Origin of the sequence: Kitasatospora griseola (assembly GCF_044999035.1) — a bacterium.
Classification (GTDB): Bacteria; Actinomycetota; Actinomycetes; order Streptomycetales; family Streptomycetaceae; genus Kitasatospora; species Kitasatospora griseola.
Genome location: NZ_CP173360.1, coordinates 7,950,277 through 7,970,412, shown reverse-complemented (window position 1 = coordinate 7,970,412; position 20,136 = coordinate 7,950,277). Strand labels below are relative to the sequence as shown.

The 20,136-nt window shown below is 73.8% G+C and carries 8 protein-coding genes; 7 read left to right on the top strand and 1 reads right to left on the bottom strand.

Annotated features, from left to right (window positions below; all coding sequences use genetic code 11):
- Window positions 1–105 precede the first annotated feature (105 nt).
- On the bottom strand, window positions 106–12,495 hold the full coding sequence (locus tag ACI1MP_RS35475) for an amino acid adenylation domain-containing protein (protein WP_404870521.1): 12,390 nt from the start codon (window positions 12,493–12,495) through the stop codon (window positions 106–108).
- 350 nt (window positions 12,496–12,845) lie between these two features.
- On the opposite strand from ACI1MP_RS35475, the gene ACI1MP_RS35470 reads away from it, so the two are divergent.
- The 7 genes from ACI1MP_RS35470 (at window position 12,846) to ACI1MP_RS35440 (ending at window position 20,064) form a co-directional block, all read left to right on the top strand.
- Entirely contained in the window at window positions 12,846–13,064 is a 219-nt protein-coding gene (locus ACI1MP_RS35470) for an MbtH family protein (protein ID WP_404870878.1), read from the top strand.
- A gap of 103 nt (window positions 13,065–13,167) precedes the next feature.
- Window positions 13,168–14,205 carry a TauD/TfdA family dioxygenase gene (locus ACI1MP_RS35465; RefSeq protein WP_380343221.1) on the top strand — a complete coding sequence of 346 codons (1,038 nt, stop codon included), beginning with the start codon at window positions 13,168–13,170 and terminating at the stop codon, window positions 14,203–14,205.
- 1 nt (window position 14,206) lies between these two features.
- A complete protein-coding gene (locus ACI1MP_RS35460) occupies window positions 14,207–15,937 on the top strand; it encodes a non-ribosomal peptide synthetase (protein ID WP_404870520.1) in 1,731 nt (576 codons plus the stop codon).
- A 10-nt stretch (window positions 15,938–15,947) separates the two neighbouring features.
- Window positions 15,948–16,718, top strand: a complete 771-nt coding sequence (locus tag ACI1MP_RS35455) for a thioesterase II family protein (RefSeq protein WP_380343227.1) — start codon at window positions 15,948–15,950, stop codon at window positions 16,716–16,718.
- A 35-nt stretch (window positions 16,719–16,753) separates the two neighbouring features.
- Window positions 16,754–17,989, top strand: coding sequence for an MFS transporter (locus ACI1MP_RS35450; RefSeq protein ID WP_380343230.1), 1,236 nt, complete (start codon window positions 16,754–16,756; stop codon window positions 17,987–17,989).
- A gap of 60 nt (window positions 17,990–18,049) precedes the next feature.
- Window positions 18,050–19,219, top strand: a complete 1,170-nt coding sequence (gene alr, locus ACI1MP_RS35445; protein ID WP_380343233.1) for an alanine racemase — start codon at window positions 18,050–18,052, stop codon at window positions 19,217–19,219.
- A 119-nt stretch (window positions 19,220–19,338) separates the two neighbouring features.
- Window positions 19,339–20,064 (top strand): WXG100 family type VII secretion target, encoded by a 726-nt coding sequence (locus tag ACI1MP_RS35440; protein ID WP_100586436.1) that lies wholly within the window; start codon window positions 19,339–19,341, stop codon window positions 20,062–20,064.
- Window positions 20,065–20,136: the final 72 nt, after the last annotated feature.

Sequence of the window (20,136 nt, the reverse complement as noted above, 5' to 3'; positions counted from 1 at the left end):
TTGTGCCGGAGCGCGGGCCGACGACATGGCGGCACCCCCGAACCGCCCGGACCGCCGCCGGCCGCCGTGGTGGACGGCGGCCGGCGGCGGTCCGAGGGCCTGGGGTCAGGCCTGGTCGGTGAGCGTGGCGTTCACCAGCGGACCGATGACCCCGAGGGCTTCGGGCGTCATCAGGTGCAGGTGCTCGAAGTCGACCACCCGGTAGCGGGGTTGCCGGGCGAGGTACGGCGCCCAGTCCTCGGCGCCGACCGTGCCGACCGCCAGCGTGAGGCTGGACGCGACCAGGGTGGTGCGGCCGTGGAAGACCCCGACGCTGTGCCGGTCGGCCAGTGCCAGGTGGCCCGCCATGATCTCGGCGAGGTTGCCCACCTGCTCACGGGTCAGTTCGGCCAGCGGCGCGGCGTGGGAGCGCAGGGCGGCGATGAAGCCCTCGAACTCCAGCATCGAGTCGTCGATCTCGTCGCGGTCGAGGCCGAGCATGCCGAGGATGTCGAGGTACACGCTCTCCTCGCGGTGCCCGGCCGGGTTCGGGCTCGCGTCGATGATGGTCAGCGACGACACCTCCACGCCGAGCGACTCCAGCCGAACGGCCGTGGCGTGGGCCAGTTTTCCGCCGAAGGACCAGCCGAGGAGGTGGACCGGGCCGCTGCGGGCGCGGACGATCCGCTCCGCGTAGACCTCGGCCATGTGCTCCAGGGCGGTGTACCTGGCCGGGGTGGTGGCGACCCCCTCCGCCTGGAGCGCGAACACCGGGGCCGCCCGGTCGAGGTGCGGCAGCAGACCGGCGTACGGCCAGCCGAGGCCGCCCAGCGGGTGGACGCAGAACAGCGGGGCGGCCTCGCCCTCCGCGCGCAGGGACAGCACCGGGGCGTAGGCGTCGTGGCTGGTGGCGCCGTCGAGGTGGGCGGTGATGCCCGCCACGGTGGGCATCTCGAACAGCACCCGCACCGGCACGTCGATGCCGAGCGCCGACCGGATCCGGCCGGTCAGGCGGGTCGCCAGCAGCGAGTGGCCGCCGAGTTCGAAGAAGCTGTCGTCGATGGTCGCCTCCTCGATCCCCAGCACCTCGGCGAACACCGCGCACAGGGCCCGCTCGCGCTCGTCGCGGGGGGCGCGGCCGCGGCCGGCCGGGCGGCCCGGGGCCGGCAGCGCGCGCCGGTCGAGCTTCCCGTTCCGGGTGACCGGGACCGCCGGGATCTCCACCAGCGCCGACGGCACCAGGTGCGCCGGCAGCCGCCGCTCCAGCGACCGCCGCAGCGCGACCGTGTCGATCGCCCCGCCCGGCGGCGGGACGACGTAGCCGACCAACCGGCGGTTGCCCGGCTCGTCCTCACGGACGGTCACCGCGGCCGCGGCCACCCCCGGCTCCTCGCGCAGCGCCGCCTCGACCTCGCCCGGCTCGATCCGGAACCCGCGGATCTTCACCTGGTCGTCCACCCGGCCCAGGAACTCCAGCTCGGCGGCGGCGTTCCAGCGCACCAGGTCGCCGGTGCGGTACATCCGGGACCCGGGCGGCCCGTACGGATCGGCGACGAACCGGGACGCGCTCAGCCCGGGCTGCCCCAGGTAGCCGTTGGCCACCGTGTCGCCCGCCAGGTACAGCTCGCCGACCACGCCGTCGACCACCGGGCCCAGCCACTGGTCCAGCACGTACACGCGCACGTTCGCCATCGGCCGACCGATCGGCACCTCGGGGGACGACGGCGGCAGCTCCCGCCCGCGCCACGCGACGACGACGATGCCGGTCTCGGTCGGCCCGTACTCGTTGTGCACGGTCAGGGCGCGGTTGCGGGCCAGCGCGCGGCGCAGCGACGCCGAGCACGCCATCGCCTCGCCGGCCTGGACGATGTGCGTCAGCGGGGCCAGATCGTCCTCGGTCCCGGGCAGCGCGTCGACCAGCGCCTGCAGTGCGATGTTCGGCAGGTGCAGCTCGGTGACGGACCGGCGGCCGATCCAGGCGGCCAGCGCCTGCGGGTCGCGCCGCACGTCGTCGGGGCAGAGCACCACGGTCGCGCCGGATGCCAGCGCCGTGCACATCTCCTGGAGGGAGACGTCGAAACCGGCGGCGGCGAACTGGGCGACCCGCCGCTCGCGCGGCATGAGGGCGCGGTACTCCTGCGCGAGCTTATGCAGGGCGCGGTGCGGCACCAGGACGCCCTTGGGGCGGCCGGTGGAGCCCGACGTGTAGATGACGTACGCGCTCTGCCCGGGGTGGCACGGCGCCGTGTCCAGGTCCAGGTCCGACTGTGCGGCCAGCGCCGCCGCCGTCCGGTCGTCGTCCAGCGCGATGCTCTGCACGCCGTCGAGCACCCGCGCGGGCCGTCCGGCGGTCAGGCAGAGCCGGGGCCGGGCGTCGTCGAGCAGGTACGCCAGCCGGTCGTCCGGGTACGCCGGGTCGAGCGGCAGGTAGGTGGCGCCGAGCTTCAGCAGCGCCGTCAGCGCCACGACCAGGTCCGGCGTGCGGGCCAGGTGGACGCCGACCCGGTCCTCCGGCCGGATCCCGCGCCCGGCCAGCAGGCGCGCCAACCGGTTGGCCCGGGCGTTGAGTTGACGGTGCGTCAGGACGGTGGACTCGTCCTCGACCGCCGGGGCGTCGGGCGTCGTCCGGGCGAACTCCTCGATCATCGAGGCGACGGTCTGCTCCGGGTACACCGCCTCCGTGGCGTTGCGCCTGCCGAGCAGCTCGGCCCGCTCGTCCGGCGAGACGATGTCGATCTTCGACAGGGCGGCCTCGGGGTGGGCCAGGACGAAGTCGAGCACGGCCGTCCAGCGAGAGGTGATCCCCTCCACGGTCGCCGCGTCGAACAGCTCGGTGCGGTACTGGACCATGACGTCCAGGCCGCCCCGGTCCGGCCGCTCGGAGACGCTGAAGAACAGGTCGAACACCGAGTTCCCGGTGGGCGCCTCCTGCACCTCCAGCTCCATCCCGGGCAGCGTGAACCGCTCCACCGGGCTGTTCTGCAGGAAGAACGCCACCTGGAACAGCGGGTGCCCCGACGCCGAGCGCTCCGGATTCAGGCGCTCCACCACCCGGTGGAACGGCAGGTCCTGGTGCTCGTACGCGGCGATGCCGGTCTCCCGCGCCTGTGCGACCAGGTCGACGAACCGCGGGTCGCCGGAGGTGTCGGTCCGCATCACCAGGGTGTTGACGAAGAACCCGACCAGCTCCTCCAGGGCCTCGTCCGTGCGGCCCGCGATGCCGGTGCCGATCGCGATGTCGGTGCCCGCGCCGTACCGGGTGAGCAGCGCCGCCATCGCCGCCTGCAGCACCATGAACGTCGTCGCGCCCTGACTGCGGGCCAGCTCCGCCAGCCCCCGGTGCACCCGGGCGGGCACCTCCAGCCAGGTGGTCGCGCCCAGCTGCGAGGTCGCCGCGTGCCGCGGCCGGTCGGTGGGGAAGCCCACCCCGTCCGGGAGTTCCGCGAGCTGCTCCGCCCAGTACTCCAGCTGCCGGGTGTACTCGCTGTGCGGGTCGGAGGGATCGCCCAGCAACTGCCGCTGCCACAGCGTGTAGTCGGCGTACTCGACCGGCAGCGCGTCCCAGGCCGGCGCGCCGCCGGAGCGCCGGGCCGTGTACGCCGTCACCAGGTCGCGGGCCAGCGGGCCCATCGACCAGCCGTCGGCGGCGATGTGGTGGATCAGGATCAGCAGCACGTGCTCGTCCGGACCGGTCCGGAAGAGCCACGTCCTGATCGGGATCTCGGCCGCCAGGTCGAAGGCGTGCCGGGCCGCCGCGGCGAGCCGGGCCGCGGACTGCGCGGCCGGCACCGTCTCCTCGGTGAACGGCGCCGCGGCCTCGGCGGCCGGCCGCACACGCTGCTCGGGAACGCCGTCCAGCACCGGGAAGACCGTGCGCAGCGGCTCGTGCCGCGCCACCAGGTCGTCCACCGCCGCGCGCAGCGCCGCCGGGTCCAGGTCGCCGGTCAGCCGGAACGCGAACGGCATGTTGTAGGTCGGCGACGGGCCTTCCAGGCTGTGCTCGAACCAGATCCGCTGCTGCGCGTGCGACAGCGGCAGGGCCGCCTGCCGCACCGACCGTTCCAGCGCCGGCCTGGCCCGCGTCCCGCCGGTCAGGCGCTGCGCCAGCTCGGCGACGCTCGGCGCCTCGAACAGCGTCCGGACCGGAAGCTCCACGCCCAGCGCGGTGCGGACCCGGCTGACCAGCCGGGTGGCGAGCAGCGAGTGGCCGCCCAGGTCGAAGAAGCTGTCGTCGATGGTGACCCGGTCGACGCCCAGCACCTCCGTGAACAGGTCGCACAGCAGCGCCTCGCGGTCGTCGCGCGGGCTGCGCCCCGAGCCGTCGCCGGTGTACGTGGGCGCGGGCAGCGCCTGGCGGTCGACCTTGCCGTTGGTGGTCATCGGGATGGTGTCGATCAGCATCAGCACCGAGGGCACCAGGTACTCCGGCAGCCGCTCGGCGAGCCCGGCGCGCAGCACCTTGATCAGCCGGCCCGCCGCCATCGTCCGGGTCGGCGTGTTGACCAGCGCGCCCGGGCGGGACCCGGCCTGCCACAGCCCGTCGAGCGGGGCGCCGGCCAGTTCGGCCGGCAGCACCACCGCGTCGAACAGGTCGGCGCGGTCCCCGCAGTAGGTGGTGACCACCGTCCGGCCGTGGGCGTCGCCCCAGGCGTGCAGCGACTCGGGGTCGAGGGCGGGCCCGGTGTCGGCTGCCGCGAGGTCCGCGAGCCGGGCCCCGGGCGCGGCGTCCTCCAACGCCCTCAGGGCGTGCCACTCCGCCGCGGTCCGCTCGTTGAGCAGGCCGCGGATCCGGACGCCGCCGACGTGTGCCGCGGCGATCTCCTCGACCGCCGCCAGGCCACCGCCCGGCCACGCCACCTCGGGCAGCCGCGCCACCGCCTGCGCGGGGACGGGCGCCTTGTGCAGCGTCACGTCGTAGCGGTGCAGGGACATCTCGTTGCGGCCCAGGCCCCGCTTCAGCCGGACGTCGACCCCGCCGACGTCCGCGCGCCCGGTCAGCGCCGTGAAGAACCCGGGATCGACGACGAGTTCCCGCTCCAGCCGCAGCGCCGCGTCGGCCGCCTCCAGCACCCGCGCCGCCTCGGCGTCCGCACCGAAGCGTCCGGCCTGGAGCGCGACGTGGAACGCGCGCAGCGACATCCGGTTGCGCACGTCGCCGACGAAGATCCGCCCGCCGGGCCGCAGCAGCGCCAGCGCGCCCTCCAGCACCCGCGCCAGGTAGTCGCCGGACGGGAAGTACTGGATCACGGAGTTGATCACGACGGTGTCGAAGTGACCGGCGGGCAGGCCCTCGAAGTCGTCCGCGCCGCGGGTGGACAGGTGGGTGCGCCCGGCCCACTCGGTGTCGCGCAGCTGACGGGTCAGCCGGTCGATCACCGAGGCGGAGAAGTCGGTGGCCCAGTAGGACTCCACGTGCGGCAGCAGCTCGCTGAGCAGCAGGCCGGTGCCGACGCCGATCTCCAGGACGTTGCCCGGCTCCAGCGCGAGGATCCGGCCGACCGTGGCGGCCTGCCACTCGTGCATCTCCCCGAGCGGGATCGGTCCGCCGGTGTAGGAGCTGTTCCAGCCGGAGAAGTCCGCGCCGAACCCGACCTCGTCCTCGTCCCCGTACAGGGTCTCGTAGGTCGCCTCCCAGTCGGCCACGAAGTCGCCGGGGTCGGTGTCCGCGTCCGGCATCGGCACCACGTAGCCGACCAGGCGGCGGTCGCCCGGGACGTCCTCGCGCACCACCACGGTGGCGGCCAGTACCGCCGGGTCCTCCCGAAGCACCGCCTCGACCTCGCCGGGTTCGATCCGGTGGCCGCGGAGCTTCACCTGGTTGTCGGCGCGGCCGACGAACTCCAGCTGTCCCCGCGCGGACCAGCGGACCACGTCCCCGGTCCGGTACATCCGCGACCCGGGCGGCCCGAACGGGTCCGCGACGAAGCGCTCGGCGGTCAGCGCGGCCCGCCCCAGGTAGCCGCGGGCCTGGCCCGCGCCCGCGACGTACAGCTCGCCCGCGACGCCGTCGGCCACCGGCTCCAGCGCCCCGTCCAGGACGTAGACCCGGGTGTTGGCCAGCGGCCGGCCGACCGGGACGCCGGCGCCGAGGTCGGCGTCCGCGTCGATCGGGAAGTGCAGGACGAACGTGGTGGTCTCGGTCGGCCCGTAGCCGTCGACGATCCGGACCCCGGGTGCCGCCGCCCGGACCAGGGCCACCGCCGAGGCCGGCACCACGTCGCCGCCCGACCAGATCTCGGTCAGGGTGCGCAGCCGCTGCGGGTACTCCGCGGCGACCACCGTGAACAGCGCCGCGGTCATCCACGCCGCCGTCACGCCGTACTCCTCGATGCACCCCGTCAGCACGGCCGGGTCGGCCGCGCCGGGCGGAGCGAGCACCACCGTGCCGCCCGAGCACAGCGGTACCCACAGCTCGTACGTGGAGGCGTCGAACACGTGCGGGGAGTGCGCCAGCACCCGGCTGTGCGCGCTGCCCCACACCGGGTCCTGCACCAGCTCGGCGACGTTGCGGTGGGTCGTCGCGATGCCCTTGGGACGGCCGGTGGAACCGGAGGTGTACATCAGGTAGGCCAGCTGGTCCGGCCGCACGACGGGCAGCGCGGCGCCGCCGGCGGGGCCGTCCAGCACCGAGTCCAGGTCGGCGACCTGGGCGCCGGGCGCCAGCGCGGCGAGCCGCTCGACCGCGTCGGCGCCGGTGACGACGCACACCGGGCGCGCGTCGGCCAGCACGTAGTCGATGCGGGCGTCCGGATAGCCGAGGTCGACCGGGAGGTAGGCGGCCCCCGCCTTGAGGATGCCGATGAGGACGGCGAGCAGCTCCGGCGAGCGGGGCAGGGCGACGGCGACCGGGTCCTCCGGCCGGGTGCCCCGGGCGAGCAGCCAGTTCGCTACCCGGTCGGCCCGCTCGTCCAGCTGCCGGTACGTCCACTCCCCGTCCTGGGAGACCAGCGCGACCGCGTCCGGGGCCCTGCGGACCTGCGCGGCGAACAGCTCGGTCAGCGGGGCGTCGAGCACCGGGTGGGCGGTGTCGTTGCGCCCGACCAGCAGCTCGGCGCGCTCGGCGGCGGCGAGCAGTGGCAGGCGGCTGAGCCGGGTCTCCGGCGCGGCCGCCGCCCCGGCCAGCATCCGCTGCCAGCGTTCGAACAGCCGGACCACGCTCGCCGCGTCGTACAGGTCGGTGGCGTAGTCGATGTTGCAGGTCACACCGGCCGGCCGGCCGTCCTCGTCGAACCGCTCGAACAGGTCGACGTGCAGGTCGAACTGGGTGCGGCCGGTCGGCGGCGCGTCGTAGGCGACGTCCAGGTCCGCCAGGGCGAAGTCGGGGGCCTTGTTGTTCTGCACCGCCAGGATGATCTGGAACAGCGGGTGGTGGGCGGCCGAGCGGCGCGGGTTGACCCGCTCCACCAGGTGGTCGAACGGCACGTCCTGGTGCTCGTACGCCACCAGGCAGGTCTCCCTGACCCGCCGCAGCAGCTCCGCGAAGGTCGGGTCGCCGCTGGTGTCGGTCCTGATCACCAGGGTGTTGACGAAGAACCCGACCAGGTCGTCCAGGCCGTTGTCGAGCCGGCCCGCGATCGGCGCGCCGACCGCGGTGTCCGTGCCCGCGCCCGTCCTGGTCAGCAACGCCGCCATCGCGGCCTGCACCACCATGAACAGCGTCGCGCCCGAGCCCTGTGCCAGCGCGACCAGCTCCCGGTGCAGCTCGGCGGGCAGCTCGAAGGTCTCCATCGAGCCCCGGTACGAGGCCACCGCGGGCCGCGGCCGGTCGGTCGGGTACGACACCACGTCCGGCAGCCCCGCCAGGTGCTCCGTCCAGTAGTCGACCTGCCGGGACATCACACTCGCCGGGTCGTCACCGGCCCCCAGCGTCGCCAACTGCCACAGCGTGTAGTCCGCGTACTGCACGGGCAGCGGGGCCCAGCCCGGTTCGCCGCCCGAGTGCCGCGCCGCGTACGCCGCCATCAGGTCCTGGGCCAGCGGCACCAGCGACCAGCCGTCGCCGGCGATGTGGTGGACGATCACCAGCAGCACGTGCCGCTCCGGCGCCACCTCGAACAGCCAGGCGCGCAACGGGAGATCGCGGGCCAGGTCGAAGGTGTGGGTGGAGACCGCCAGCAGCTCGCCCGCCAGGTCCGCGGCGTCCACCCGGCGGCGGTCGAGCTCGACGAACGCCTCCCCGGCCGGGACGATGCGCTGCTCCGGAGTGCCCTCGACGTCCGGGTAGACGGTCCGCAGCGACTCGTGACGGCGCACCAGGTCGCCGAGCGCGCCCTCCAGCGCGGCGCTGTCGAGCCGCCCGTCGAGCCGCAGCGCGAGCGGCATGTTGTACGTCGCCGACGGGCCCTGCAGGCGGTCCTGGAACCACAGGCGGCGCTGCGCGTACGACAGCGGGACGCGCTCCGGGCGGACCTGCGGGGTCAGCGGCTCGCGCGGCGGGGCGCTGTCGCGCAGCCGCCGGGCGAGTTCGGCGACGGTCGGCGCCTCGAACAGCTGGCGCACCCGCACCCCGGCGCCGGTGGCGGCGCGGATCCGGCTCAGCAGCCGGGTGGCGAGCAGCGAATGGCCGCCCAACGCGAAGAAGTTGTCGTCGATCGACACCCGGTCGACGCCCAGCACCTCCCCGAACAGCCGGCACAGCAGCGCCTCCCGGCCGTCGCGCGGGGCCCGGCCGTCGGCTGCGGGGGCGTCCTGCGGCTCCGGCACGAGAGCGCCGGCGCCCGGGCCGGCACCCGGACCGATGCGCGCCGGCTCCCGCACGCCGGGCGCGGGGAACTCGCCGACCCGGGTCGCCGGGTCGGCGGCGGCCTGCGCCAGGACCGCGACCCAGCCCTCCAACAGGGAGCGGACCGACTCCGCCTCGAACAGGTCCAGGGCGTAGTGCGCCACCAGGCCGATCCCGCCCGGCCGGCCGTCGTCGGTCCACGACTCGGTGACGTCGAAGTGCACGTCGGTCAGCAGCTTCCCGGTGGACAGGATCTCCGCGGAGACCTCCGCGCCCGCCACCTCTATCCGCGCATCCGGCGTGTTCTGGAGCGTCAGACTGACCTGGTACAGCGGGTGGTGCGCGGTCGAGCGCACCGGGTTGAGCGCCTCCACCAGCCGGTCGAACGGCAGGTCCTGGTGCTCGTCGGCGCCGATGCAGGTCTCCCGCACCCGGGCCAGCAGGTCGGCGAAGCGCGGGTCGTCCGCGGTGCTGGTGCGGACGATCAGGGTGTTGACGAAGAAGCCGACCAGGTCGTCGAGTTCGTCCTCGGTGCGGCCGGCCGCCATCGTGCCCACCGCCAGGTCGGCGCCCGCGCCGGCGCGGGTGAGCAGCACCGCCAGGCTCGCGTGCAGCACCATGAACAAGGTGGTGCCGGTGCGGCGGCCCAGCTCCGTCAGCCGCTCGTGCAGCTCGGCGGGGACGGTCAGCGGCAGCGTCGCGCTGTCCTGCGAGGCGACGGCCGGACGCGGCCGGTCGGCGGGGAAGCCGACCCGCTCCGGGAGGTCGGCCAACTGCTCCTGCCAATAACGCACTTGGCGGTTCAGGGGGGTGCCCGGCGCGTCCACCGCGCCGAGCCGGTCGCGCTGCCACAGCGTGTAGTCGGCGTACTGGACCGGCAGCGGCGCCCACTCGGGCGCCCGGCCCGCGCACCTGGCGGCGTAGGCGGCCGTCAGGTCGTCGGCGAGCGGCCGCATCGACCAGCCGTCGCCCGCGATGTGGTGGACCACCACCAGCAGCTGTCGAAGCTCCGGCCCCGCCTCGAACAGCCAGGCCCGGAACGGGATCTGGGTGGCCAGGTCGAACTCCTGCCGGGCCGCGAACCGGACGGCCGCGTCCAACTCGGCGGCCGGCAGGCGCATCTGCCGGACCAGGTCCTCGGCAGCCGGAGTGGGCACGATCCGCTGCTCCGGCACCCCGCTGTCGGCCACGAACACGGTGCGCAGGGCCTCGTGCCGCTCCACCACGTCGCGCAGCGCCCCGATCAGCGCCTCCGTGTCGACCGGGCCGGTGATCCGGAAGCCGAACGGGATGTTGTACAGCGCCGACGGCCCGTTGAGCTGCTCGACGAACCACAGCCGCTGCTGCGCCGGGGACAGCGGCAGCGGGTCGGGGCGCTCCAGCGGGGTCAGCGGCGCGCGCCGCCGGCCGGCCTGCCCGCCGACCCGGGCGGCCAGCTCCGCGACGGTGGGCGCGTCGAACAGGGTCCTGATCGACAGGTCCGCGTCGTACCGGGCCCGCAGCCGCCGCACCAGCCGGATGCCGTGCAGGGAGTTGCCGCCGAGGTCGAAGAAACTGTCGTCGATGCCCACCCGCTCCACGCCGAGCAGCTCGGCGAAGAGCGCGCACAGCTCCCGCTCGGCGGCGTTCCTCGGCTCCCGGCCGCCCGCGGCCGTGTACGCGGGCGCCGGCAGCGCCTTGCGGTCGACCTTCCCGTTCGGGCTGATCGGCAGCTCGTCCAGGACCACGATCGCGGACGGCACCATCTGCTCGGGCAGCCAGGTGCGGATCCGCCGCCGCAGCGCCACCGGATCGATCTCGACGCCGGCCCGCGCGACCACGTAACCCACCAGCCGCTGGTCGCCGGTGGCGTCCTTGCGGGCGAGGGCCACCGCGAGGGCCACCGACGGGTCCTCGCGCAGCACGGACTCGATCTCGCCGAGCTCGACCCGCACGCCGCGGATCTTGACTTGGTGGTCGATCCGTCCGACCAGCTCCACCAGCCCGTCGGGGTGGAACCTGGCCAGGTCGCCGGTGGCGTACAGCCGCTCCGAGCGCACCGGGCCGTGCGACCACTCGAAGAACTTCGTCGCCGTCAGTTCCGGGTTGCCGTAGTACCCCTCGGCGACGCCGAGGCCCGCCATGTGGATCTCGCCCACCACGCCGACCGGGACCGGCTGCTTCGCCGCGTCCAGCACGTACAGCCGCTGGCCGGCCATCGGCCGTCCGAACGGGATGCTCGACCACCCCGGCAGCGGCTTGCCCGCCAGGAACCAGGTGGAGGAGATGGACACCTCGGCGAACCCGCCGAAGACGTGCACCCGGATGCCGGGGGAGAGGGCCTCCAGCCGCTCGGGGAGGTCCGGCAGGCTCCAGTCGCCGCCCAGGATCACGGTGCGGATGCCGGTCCGGCCGCCGAGCGCGCGCACGTGCTCGACGTAGAGCTCCAGCAGCGCGGGCGCGGAGTTCCACACCGTCACGCCGTGCTCCTGCACCAGGTCGTGCCAGTGCGCCGGGTCCTTGGCGCGGCCCGGGTCGGGGAAGACCACCGAGCCGCCGGCCACGGCGAGGCCCAGCAGCTCGTAGACCGACATGTCGAAGCTCGGCGAGGACAGCGCGATCACCCGGTCCGCAGAGCCGACCCCGGCGGTGGCGCTGATGTCGGGCAGGTTGTTGACGACGCCCCGGTGCCGGATGGCGATGCCCTTGGGCCGGCCGGTGGAGCCGGAGGTGAAGATGATGTAGCAGAGGTCGTCCGGGCCGGCGACGTCCTCGGGGGAGTGGTCCGGCAGCTGCTCCAGCTCCGCGGCGTCCCGGTCCATCAGCACCACCGGGACGTCGGTGTGCGGCAGCCGCGGCACCAGCGGCGCCTCGGTGACCAGGGCGTGGCAGTCGGCGGCGCCCATCATGTACGCCAGGCGTTCGACGGGGTAGTCGGCGTCCATCGGGACGTACGCGGCGCCCGCCTTGAGGATGCCCAGGATCGCCACCATCAGGTCCGGTCCCCGGTCCAGGCACAGCGCGACCCGGCCGCCCCGGCCGACGCCGAGCGCCCGCAGCCGGTGGGCGAGCCGGTTGGCGGCCCGGTCGACCCGGCCGGCGCTCCAGGCCGTGCCGCGGTGGATCAGCAGCACCCCGTCGGGATCGGCCGCGACCCGTTCGGCGACGCACGCGTGCAGGGTGCGGTCGTGGTCGAACCCGGTCGGGGTGTCGTTCCAGTCGACCAGCATCCGCTGCTGCTCCGCGGCCGTGAGCAGTGGGGCCTCGGTGCGCGGGCGCAGGCCCGGGTCGGCGACGCAGGCGGCGAGCAGGGTCGTCAGGTGTCCGAGCAGGCGCTCGACGGTCGCGTGGTCGAACGTGTCGGCGTCGAAGGCCACGTCAAGGTGGACCTGTTCGGCGAACTCCCGTACCTCGACCACCAGTTGGTGCTTCGACGGCTCGGCGGACGCCGGCCGGAACACCGCGTCGGCGGCCAGGTGGCGCTCCTCGTCGACCTGCCGGCGCCCAGTCGGGCGGACGGTGCGGAGGAGGTCGGCGAAGGTGTCCTCGGGGCCGGGCGTGATCGCCAGCAGCTCGCCGGGCGCGCCACCGAGCTCGATCAGCTCGGGGCCGTCGTACCGGGCCAGCACCGCCGCGAAGGCGGCCGTCAGCACGGAGAACAGGTCGGTGTCGTGGTCGGCCGCCAACAGGCGGGCGGCGGCGAGCAGTTCGGGGGCCAGTGCGCGGGTGGCGGTTCCCTCCCCGGAGGACGGATGCGATCCGTCGGCCCCCCTGGTGTCCTGCGGTGCGTGCGGAAGCCTCGGCAACCTGGGCATACGCCTTTTCCGTCCTTCCCCCGAAGTAGCGGCACAGGGCACGGCGCGCCGACTCCGGGCACGCATGACCGGTGTCACCGGGGCGTGGGGTCGGCGGCTGTCATCCGTCAGAAGTAAGTGGTCCGGCCCGGGCGCCGGTGGGCACGCCACAGGCAGGCTCCGGATGCCATGACCACTTCAAGCTAGGTGCTGAATTCAAGGTCGTCAACACCCGATTCGCGCCCGACCAAGCGCATCCGGTCAACCTCGGCGCGGAGCCGCCGCCGCGCCCGGAAGGCGGTTGCCAGGCTCTCGAACCTGTGGTTAGGGTGATGCTCGAAAAGCAACATACCGCTATGGGGGTGGGTAGGTTGACGAATCCCTTCGACAATGCAGAAGGCCAATACCTCGTGCTGACCAATTCCGAGGGGCAGCATTCGCTGTGGCCCGCATTCATCGACGTTCCCGCTGGCTGGGCCCCGGTTCACGGGCCGGAAGCGCGGGAGGAATGCCTCGAACATATCGAGCGGAACTGGACCGACCTGCGTCCGAAATCGCTGATCGAGGCGCTGCGCGGCGACGGCCGGTAATTCGCGGCCAGTCGGATCGATAATCGCCGTGCGCAACACGTCCACCGGCGATTTCATGCTCCCGTTACGCGACTTACACATTCCGGAAGAGGTTCGGCGTCAGATGACGAATGCCACCGATCAAGGAGTCGCGAGCCAGTTCGACAGCAGGCTCGACATCCAGCTCGAAGCGGGGGCCCCGCCGCTGGTGGTCACCCCGGAGCTGCCCGCACTCGCCGACGCGCTGGAGTGGCTGCGCTCGGTCGACGACGACCTCCGCGCCGCCACCCGCACCCACGGGTCGCTGTACCTGCGCGGCCTGCCGGTGCGTGACGTGCAGGACTTCGGCGCCGTCCGCGACCTCCTCGTCCCGCAGCGCACCCCGTACCGGGAGAAGGCCACACCGCGGCACAGCTACGGTGACGACGTGTTCTCCTCCACCGACCTGCCGCCGGCCCAGCCCATCCGCATGCACAACGAGAACAGCTACACCCTGGACTTCCCGGGAACGCTGGTCTTCTGCTGCCTCACCGCCCCGGCGGAGGGCGGCGCCACCCCGGTCGCCGACTGCCGGGCGGTCCTGCGCGAGCTGCCCGACCACCTGGTGCGCCGGATGCGCGCCACCGGGTGGGCGCTGCGGCGCAACTACTCCGACCTGGTCTCGCTGGACTGGCGCACGGCCTTCGCCGCCGACCGCGCCGAACAGGTGGAGGCCTACTGCACCGAGAACCTGATCGCCGCCCGCTGGAGCGGCGACGACCTGAGCACCAGTCAGATCCGGGCCGGCGTCATCACGCACCCGCACACCGGTGACGAAGTCTGGTTCAACCACCTGGCGTTCTGGAACTCGTGGTCCCTGGACGAGGAGATCCGCGAATCCCTGGTCGACGAGTTCGGCCCCGACGGACTCCCCTTCGAGACGTCCTTCGGCGACGGCGAACCGCTCACCAAGGACGACCTCGCCGCCCTCAACGCCGCCTACGCCGCCGCCACCGTCCGGCGCTCCTGGCAGTCCGGCGACGTGATGGTGGTCGACAACATCCTCACCGCACACGGCCGGGAGCCGTTCCGCGGCGAGCGCCGGATCGTCGTCGCCATGGGCGACCCGGTCTCCGTCCGGGACTGCCTGCCCACCGTCGACGCCGAGGCGAGGTTCGTCTGAGATGACCGACCGTCAGCACGCCACCGGCCACGACCCGCTGGCCCGGTTCCTGCGGGCCGCCGCCGCCACGCCGGACCGCCCCGCCGTCCGCTCCCGCGGCGCCGGCCTCACCTTCGCCCTGCTCGCCGACCGCGTCGCCGCCCTGGCCGGCGCCCTGCGCGAGCGCGGCGTACGCCGCGGCGACCACGTCGGCGTCTGCCTGGACCGCGGCGTCGACCTGGTCACCGCCCTGCTCGCCGCATGGAGCGCGGGCGCGGCCTACGTGCCGCTCGACCCGCGCTACCCCGACGAGCGGATCGCCTTCATGATCCGCGACTGCGGCCCGCGGCTGGTCGTCGCGGCCGACGACCGCCCGACCCGGCTCGCCGACGTCGAGGTGATCGCCCCCACCGCCGCCGGCCCCGCCACCGCGCCGGTCGCCGTGACCCCCGCCGACGCCGCCTACGTCATCTACACCTCCGGCTCCACCGGCGTGCCCAAGGGCGTCGTCGCGACCCGGGGCGGCGTGGCCTCCCTGCTGCACTGGCTCGAAGCCGTCGGCGCCTACCCCGACGAGCACCGCGTGGTCGGCTGGAACGCCAGCGCGTCCTTCGACGCCTCCGTCCAACAGTGGGCACGGATCTGCCGCGGCGACACCGTCGTCGTCCTCGACGAGGAGGAGCGGCGGGACCCCGCCCGCTTCGGCGCCGCACTGGCCGAGCACGGGATCACCGACGTCGACGCCACCCCGTCCCACTGGGAGGCCATGGAGCCCGGGATCACCAGCCCGTCGCTGCGCCTGTTCCTCGGCGGCGAGCCGGTCTCCCCCGCGCTGTGGCGGCGACTGGCCGAGGCCGGGCGGCAGGGCCGCGTCGAGGCGTACAACCTCTACGGGCCGACCGAGTGCACCGTCGACTCCACCACCGCCCCGATCGAGGGCGACGAGCCGCACATCGGCCCGCCGCTGCCCGACGTCGAGGCCCACGTGCTCGACGACCGCCTGGCGAAGGTCCCGGTGGGCGTCACCGGCGAGCTCTACCTCGCCGGCCCCGCCGTCGCCCGCGGCTACGTCAACCGCCCCGGCCTGACCGCCGAACGCTTCGTCGCCGACCCGTTCGCCGGCGACGGAGGCCGGATGTACCGCACCGGTGACGAAGTCCGGTGGCGGGCCGACGGCGCACTGGAGTACGTCGGCCGGGCCGACCGCCAGGTCAAGGTACGCGGCTTCCGGATCGAACCCGGCGAGATCGAGGCCGCCGTCGCCGCCCACCGCGAAGGCTGCGCCGCCGTCGTGGTCGCCCGCGCCGACGACCTGGTCGCGTACTGCGTCGGCGACGTCGACCTCGACGAGCTGCGCGCGCACCTGGCAGCACGGCTGCCGGCCCACCTGGTCCCCGCCCGCCTCGTCCCGATCGCTGCGTTCCCGCTGACCGTCAACGGCAAGATCGACCTCGCCGGGCTCCCCGACCCCGACGCCGACCGGACCGACGGGCGGCAGCCGGAAGGCAAGTACGAGGAACTGGTCGCCGACGTGTGGGCGGACGTCCTCGGCCGGGACCGGGTGTTCGCCGACGACGACTTCTTCGCCCTCGGCGCCCACTCGCTGATGGCGATCCGGGTCGTGGCCCGGGTCAAGAAGGAGCTCGGCACGGCCCTGTCCATCCGCGACGTCTACCGGCGGCCGAAGCTGCGGGACTTCGCGGAGTTCGTCCGGGCCACCCACGTCGGCGCGGCCGCGACGGCCGAGCATTAGAGGAGAACACATGACCGACCGCCTGGGGCCGGCCCGGCAGAACACCGCCGTGATCCGCCCGAAACAGCTCGACGACGCCGCCACCACGCTGGTCTGCCTGGGCTTCTGCGGCGGCGGCACCGGGCCCTACCACCCGTGGGCCGAGGTCGTCGCACCGGACGTGGACCTCGCGCTGGTCTGCTACCCCGGCCGCGACGGCCGCTTCATGGAGGACTTCGCCACCACCTGGGACGAGCTCGCCGAGGACGCCACCCGCACCGTCGTCTCCGCCGTCGGCGACCGTCCCTACGTCCTGTTCGGCCACAGCATGGGCGGCTGGATGGCCTTCGACGTCGCCACCCGGCTGGAGGCCCGGGGCAGCTCCGTCCCCGACGCCCTGGTGGTGTCCTCGTGCAACGCCCCGGCCCGCGGCCTCACCTCGCGCGACATGTTCCCGGCCCGCCAGGACACCGACGAGGACCTGATGACCTGGATGCGCACCCACGGGCTGGTCGCCGAACACGTCCTCGGCGACCCGGACCTGCTGGAGATGGCGGTGGAGATCATGCGCGCCGACATCGCCGTGCGCGACACCTTCCACCACAACGGCGCCCCGGGCGTCACCATGCCGGTGCAGTTCCTCGCCGGCGTCGACGACGTGGTGATCGAGGCCGACGCGCCCGCCCAGTGGAAGGAGCTGGCCCTCGGCTCCTACCGGCACGACCAGCTGCCCGGCGGGCACTTCTACACCCCTGAGGTGTGGCGGACCCTGCCCATCCGGATCAGCGCCATCAATCCGTAGGAACGCCCCAGGAAGGCTCCGGGAGTACCCAGCCCATGACCGATCAGTTCGCCGTGAAGGCCACTTACCGCCAGGTCTTCGCCGTCGCCCAGTTCCGTGCCGTCTTCGCCGGCCGGCTGCTCGGCGTCATGTCCGACACCCTGCGGGCCGTGGCGCTCGCGGTGCTGGTGTACGACCGGACCGGCTCGCCGCTGCTCACCGCGGTGACGATGACCATCAACTTCCTGCCGCAGGCGGCCGGCGGCCTGTTCCTCGCCGCGCTGGCGGACCGGCTCACCCCGCGCACCCTCATCAGCACCGGCTACGCCCTCCAGTGCGCGGTCGGGCTGCTGCTCGCGTTCGGGCACCTCCCGGTCGCCGCCAGCCTGGTCCTGGTCGCCGGCGTGGCCTGTCTGACCCCGGTCACCACCGGGGCCACGGCCAGGGTCCTCGCGGAAGCCCTCACCGGCGACACCTACGTCCTCGGGCGCTCGCTGTCCTACATCGTCGCGGTCTCCGCGCAGATGGTGGGCATGGCCGCCGGCGGGACGCTGGTGGTCTGGCTGGGGGTGGAGCGCACGATGCTGGTCACCGCCGGGGCGCACCTGGTCGCCGCGGCGATCAGCCGGCTGTTCCTGTCGCCCGCCCGGGCGCCCCGCCCGAGCGCGCCGGCGACGGGCGGCGGGTCGATCGTGCGCCGGACCCTGCGGGGCAACGCGGCGCTGGTCGCCAGCCCCGGCGTACTCAAGCTGATCATGGTGCAGTGCCTGCCCGCCGCCTACCTGGCCGCGGCGGGCAGCCTGCTCATCCCGTACAGCGCGCACCGCGGGTTCGGCCCCCAGCAGACCGGCGTCCTGCTGGCCGCCACCTCGGTCGGCATGCTGATCGGCGACGTCGTCATCGGCCGGGCGTTCGCGCCCGCCACCCGGGAACGGCTGGTCCTGCCGCTGCTGCTGGTGATGGGCACCCCCTCGCTCACGCTCGCCCTGGACCTGCCCTATCCGGCGGTCGCCGCCGCCTACGTCGTCACCGGCACCGGCTCCGCCTACCTGCTCGGCCTGCAGCGGCGCTTCCTGGAAGCCGTTCCCGCCGAACTCCAGGGCCAGGGCTTCGCGTTGCTGAACACCACCACCATGAGCATCCAGGGCGTCGGCCCCCTGCTGTTCGGCGTGTGCGCCGAGTTCGTGCCGGTCGGCGTCGCGATCGCGCTGACCGGAGTGTGCAGCGTGGCCACCACCCTCCTGCTGCGCGAAGCGGCCCGACCGGCGCTGGTTGCGGCCGAGTCCGCCTGAGCACCGCGAGGCGGCGAAGGGAGAACAGCAGTCCGCCGACCGTGACGAATGGATTTGGCTATGGAGGCTCGGTCGATCGTTCCGCGCCGCTACCTCGACGTGCTGGTGGACCTGTCGGCCGTCGCGCACAACACGCGCGTCGTCCGACAGGCCGTCGGCCGGCCCGCGACCGCCGTGATGGCCGTCGTCAAGGCCGACGCCTACGGGCACGGCGCGATCGACGTCGCCCGCGCGGCGCTCGACGCCGGGGCGACCTGGCTCGGCGTGTGCACCACGGCCGAAGCACTCGAACTGCGCCGGGCCGGCCTCGACGCCCCGATCCTCGCCTGGCTGCACACCTCGGCGGAGAGCATGCGCCTGGCCGCGGCGGCCGACGTGGACGTCTCGGTGCAGTCCGCCCGCACCCTGGCCTTCGCGGTCGACGCCGGACGGAGCGCCGGACGCCCGGCCAGGGTCCACCTGGAGGTCGACACCGGACTCGCCCGCGGCGGGGCGGCGCTCCAGCACTCGGCAGCCCTGCTGGACGCGGCCAAGGCCGCCCAGAGCCAGGGCCTGATCGAGGTGGTCTCGGTCTGGTCGCACCTCTCCCACGGCGAAGTCCCGGGCCACCACACGCTGGACGACCAGGCGAGGCTGCTCGACGACGCCTGGCGGCAGGCCGTCGACACCGGCCTCGACGTCCGACGCCACCTCGCCGGATCACTGTCGGCGCTCACCAGGCCCGACCTTCACCTCGACATGATCCGGACCGGCTCGGCCCTCTACGGCCTGCTGCCGTACGCCGAGCGCCACCGCTTCGACCTCCGGCCCGCCATGCGGGTCACCAGCCACGTCGCGCTGACCAAGCGGGTCGAAGCCGGGCAGGGCGTCTCCTACGAACACGACTGGATCGCGCCGAGCGCGCTCAACCTGGCCCTGATCCCGGTCGGCTACGCCGACGGAATCCCGCGCGCCCTCAGCGGACGCCTCACGGTCTCCATCCGCGGTCGGCGCTACCCCGTCGTCGGACGCATCTGCATGGACCAGATGATCGTCAACTGCGGCGACGAGAAAGTGGAGGAGGGGGAGGAGGTGGTCCTCATCGGCAGCGAGTCGGACGGCGACCCCACCATCCACGAATGGGCGCTCGCCCTGAGCACCACCCCCTGCGAGGTCGCCACCTACTTCGATCGCCCGCACGTCAACCGGCAGACCGTGCCGGCGGTCGGCGCCCGGCCCCTGACCGGCTGAACCGCCCGGGCGCGGGGGAGCGCGGTCGTCTGCGGGAATCCCCGTTCCTGTCCTCCCGGGTCCGATTCTGGACTACGGTCACAACGGCGTTCGCGTTCCATCGGGGGAAGGTGTCAGCTGTGGCGATCGAACTGCCGGGTGAAGTGGTGGAGTTCCTCTCGTTCATCGGCATCAACTGGCCGACGGTGAACGAGGACAAGGTGCGCGAGTTCGGCGCGCACGTGCGGGAGTTCGCGCAGAACGTGGAGTCGGTGCACCAGCAGTCGACGTCCACGGTGCAGCAGTTGGGGCAGGCGTACGAGGGTGCGTCGTACGAGGCGTTGCTCGCCAAGTGGGCGGCGCTGTCCGAGAGCCACCTGAACGAGCTCGTGCAGGCGTGCCATGTGGTGGCGGACGCGCTGGACATCGCGGCGGACGTGATCGTGGCGATGAAGGTCGAGACGATCGGTGAACTCGTCGTGCTGGCGGCGGCGTTCATTGCCGACCAGGCCGCGGCGGTGGCGACGCTGGGTGCGGCGGAGGCGGCGGTGATCCTGATCGAGGAGGCCGCGAAGCGCCTGATCAACTACCTGGAACAGCAGTTGGAGCAGTACATCATCGCGCAGGTGGTGGAGGCCGCGATCGGTCCGCTGGTGGACACGGTGGCGAACGCGGTGCAGGGGCTGGTGTTCCAGGCGGCGGAGTCCGCGCTCGGGGTGTCGGGCGGCGGCGGGGGAGGCTCCGGCTTCCGGATCGACCCCGACGCGCTGGAGGAGCACGCGCGGATGATGCACGAGCAGGCGGACGCGGTGGCCGGGCACGCGCAGATGTTCCAGTCGAAGCTCGCAGGCGTGAGCTTCGAATGAGCAGGGTGTCGGTTCGCGCCTGCGCGTCGGACCGGACGCCGCGGCGAGTCGAGGGGACCGTCGAAGGCGGCG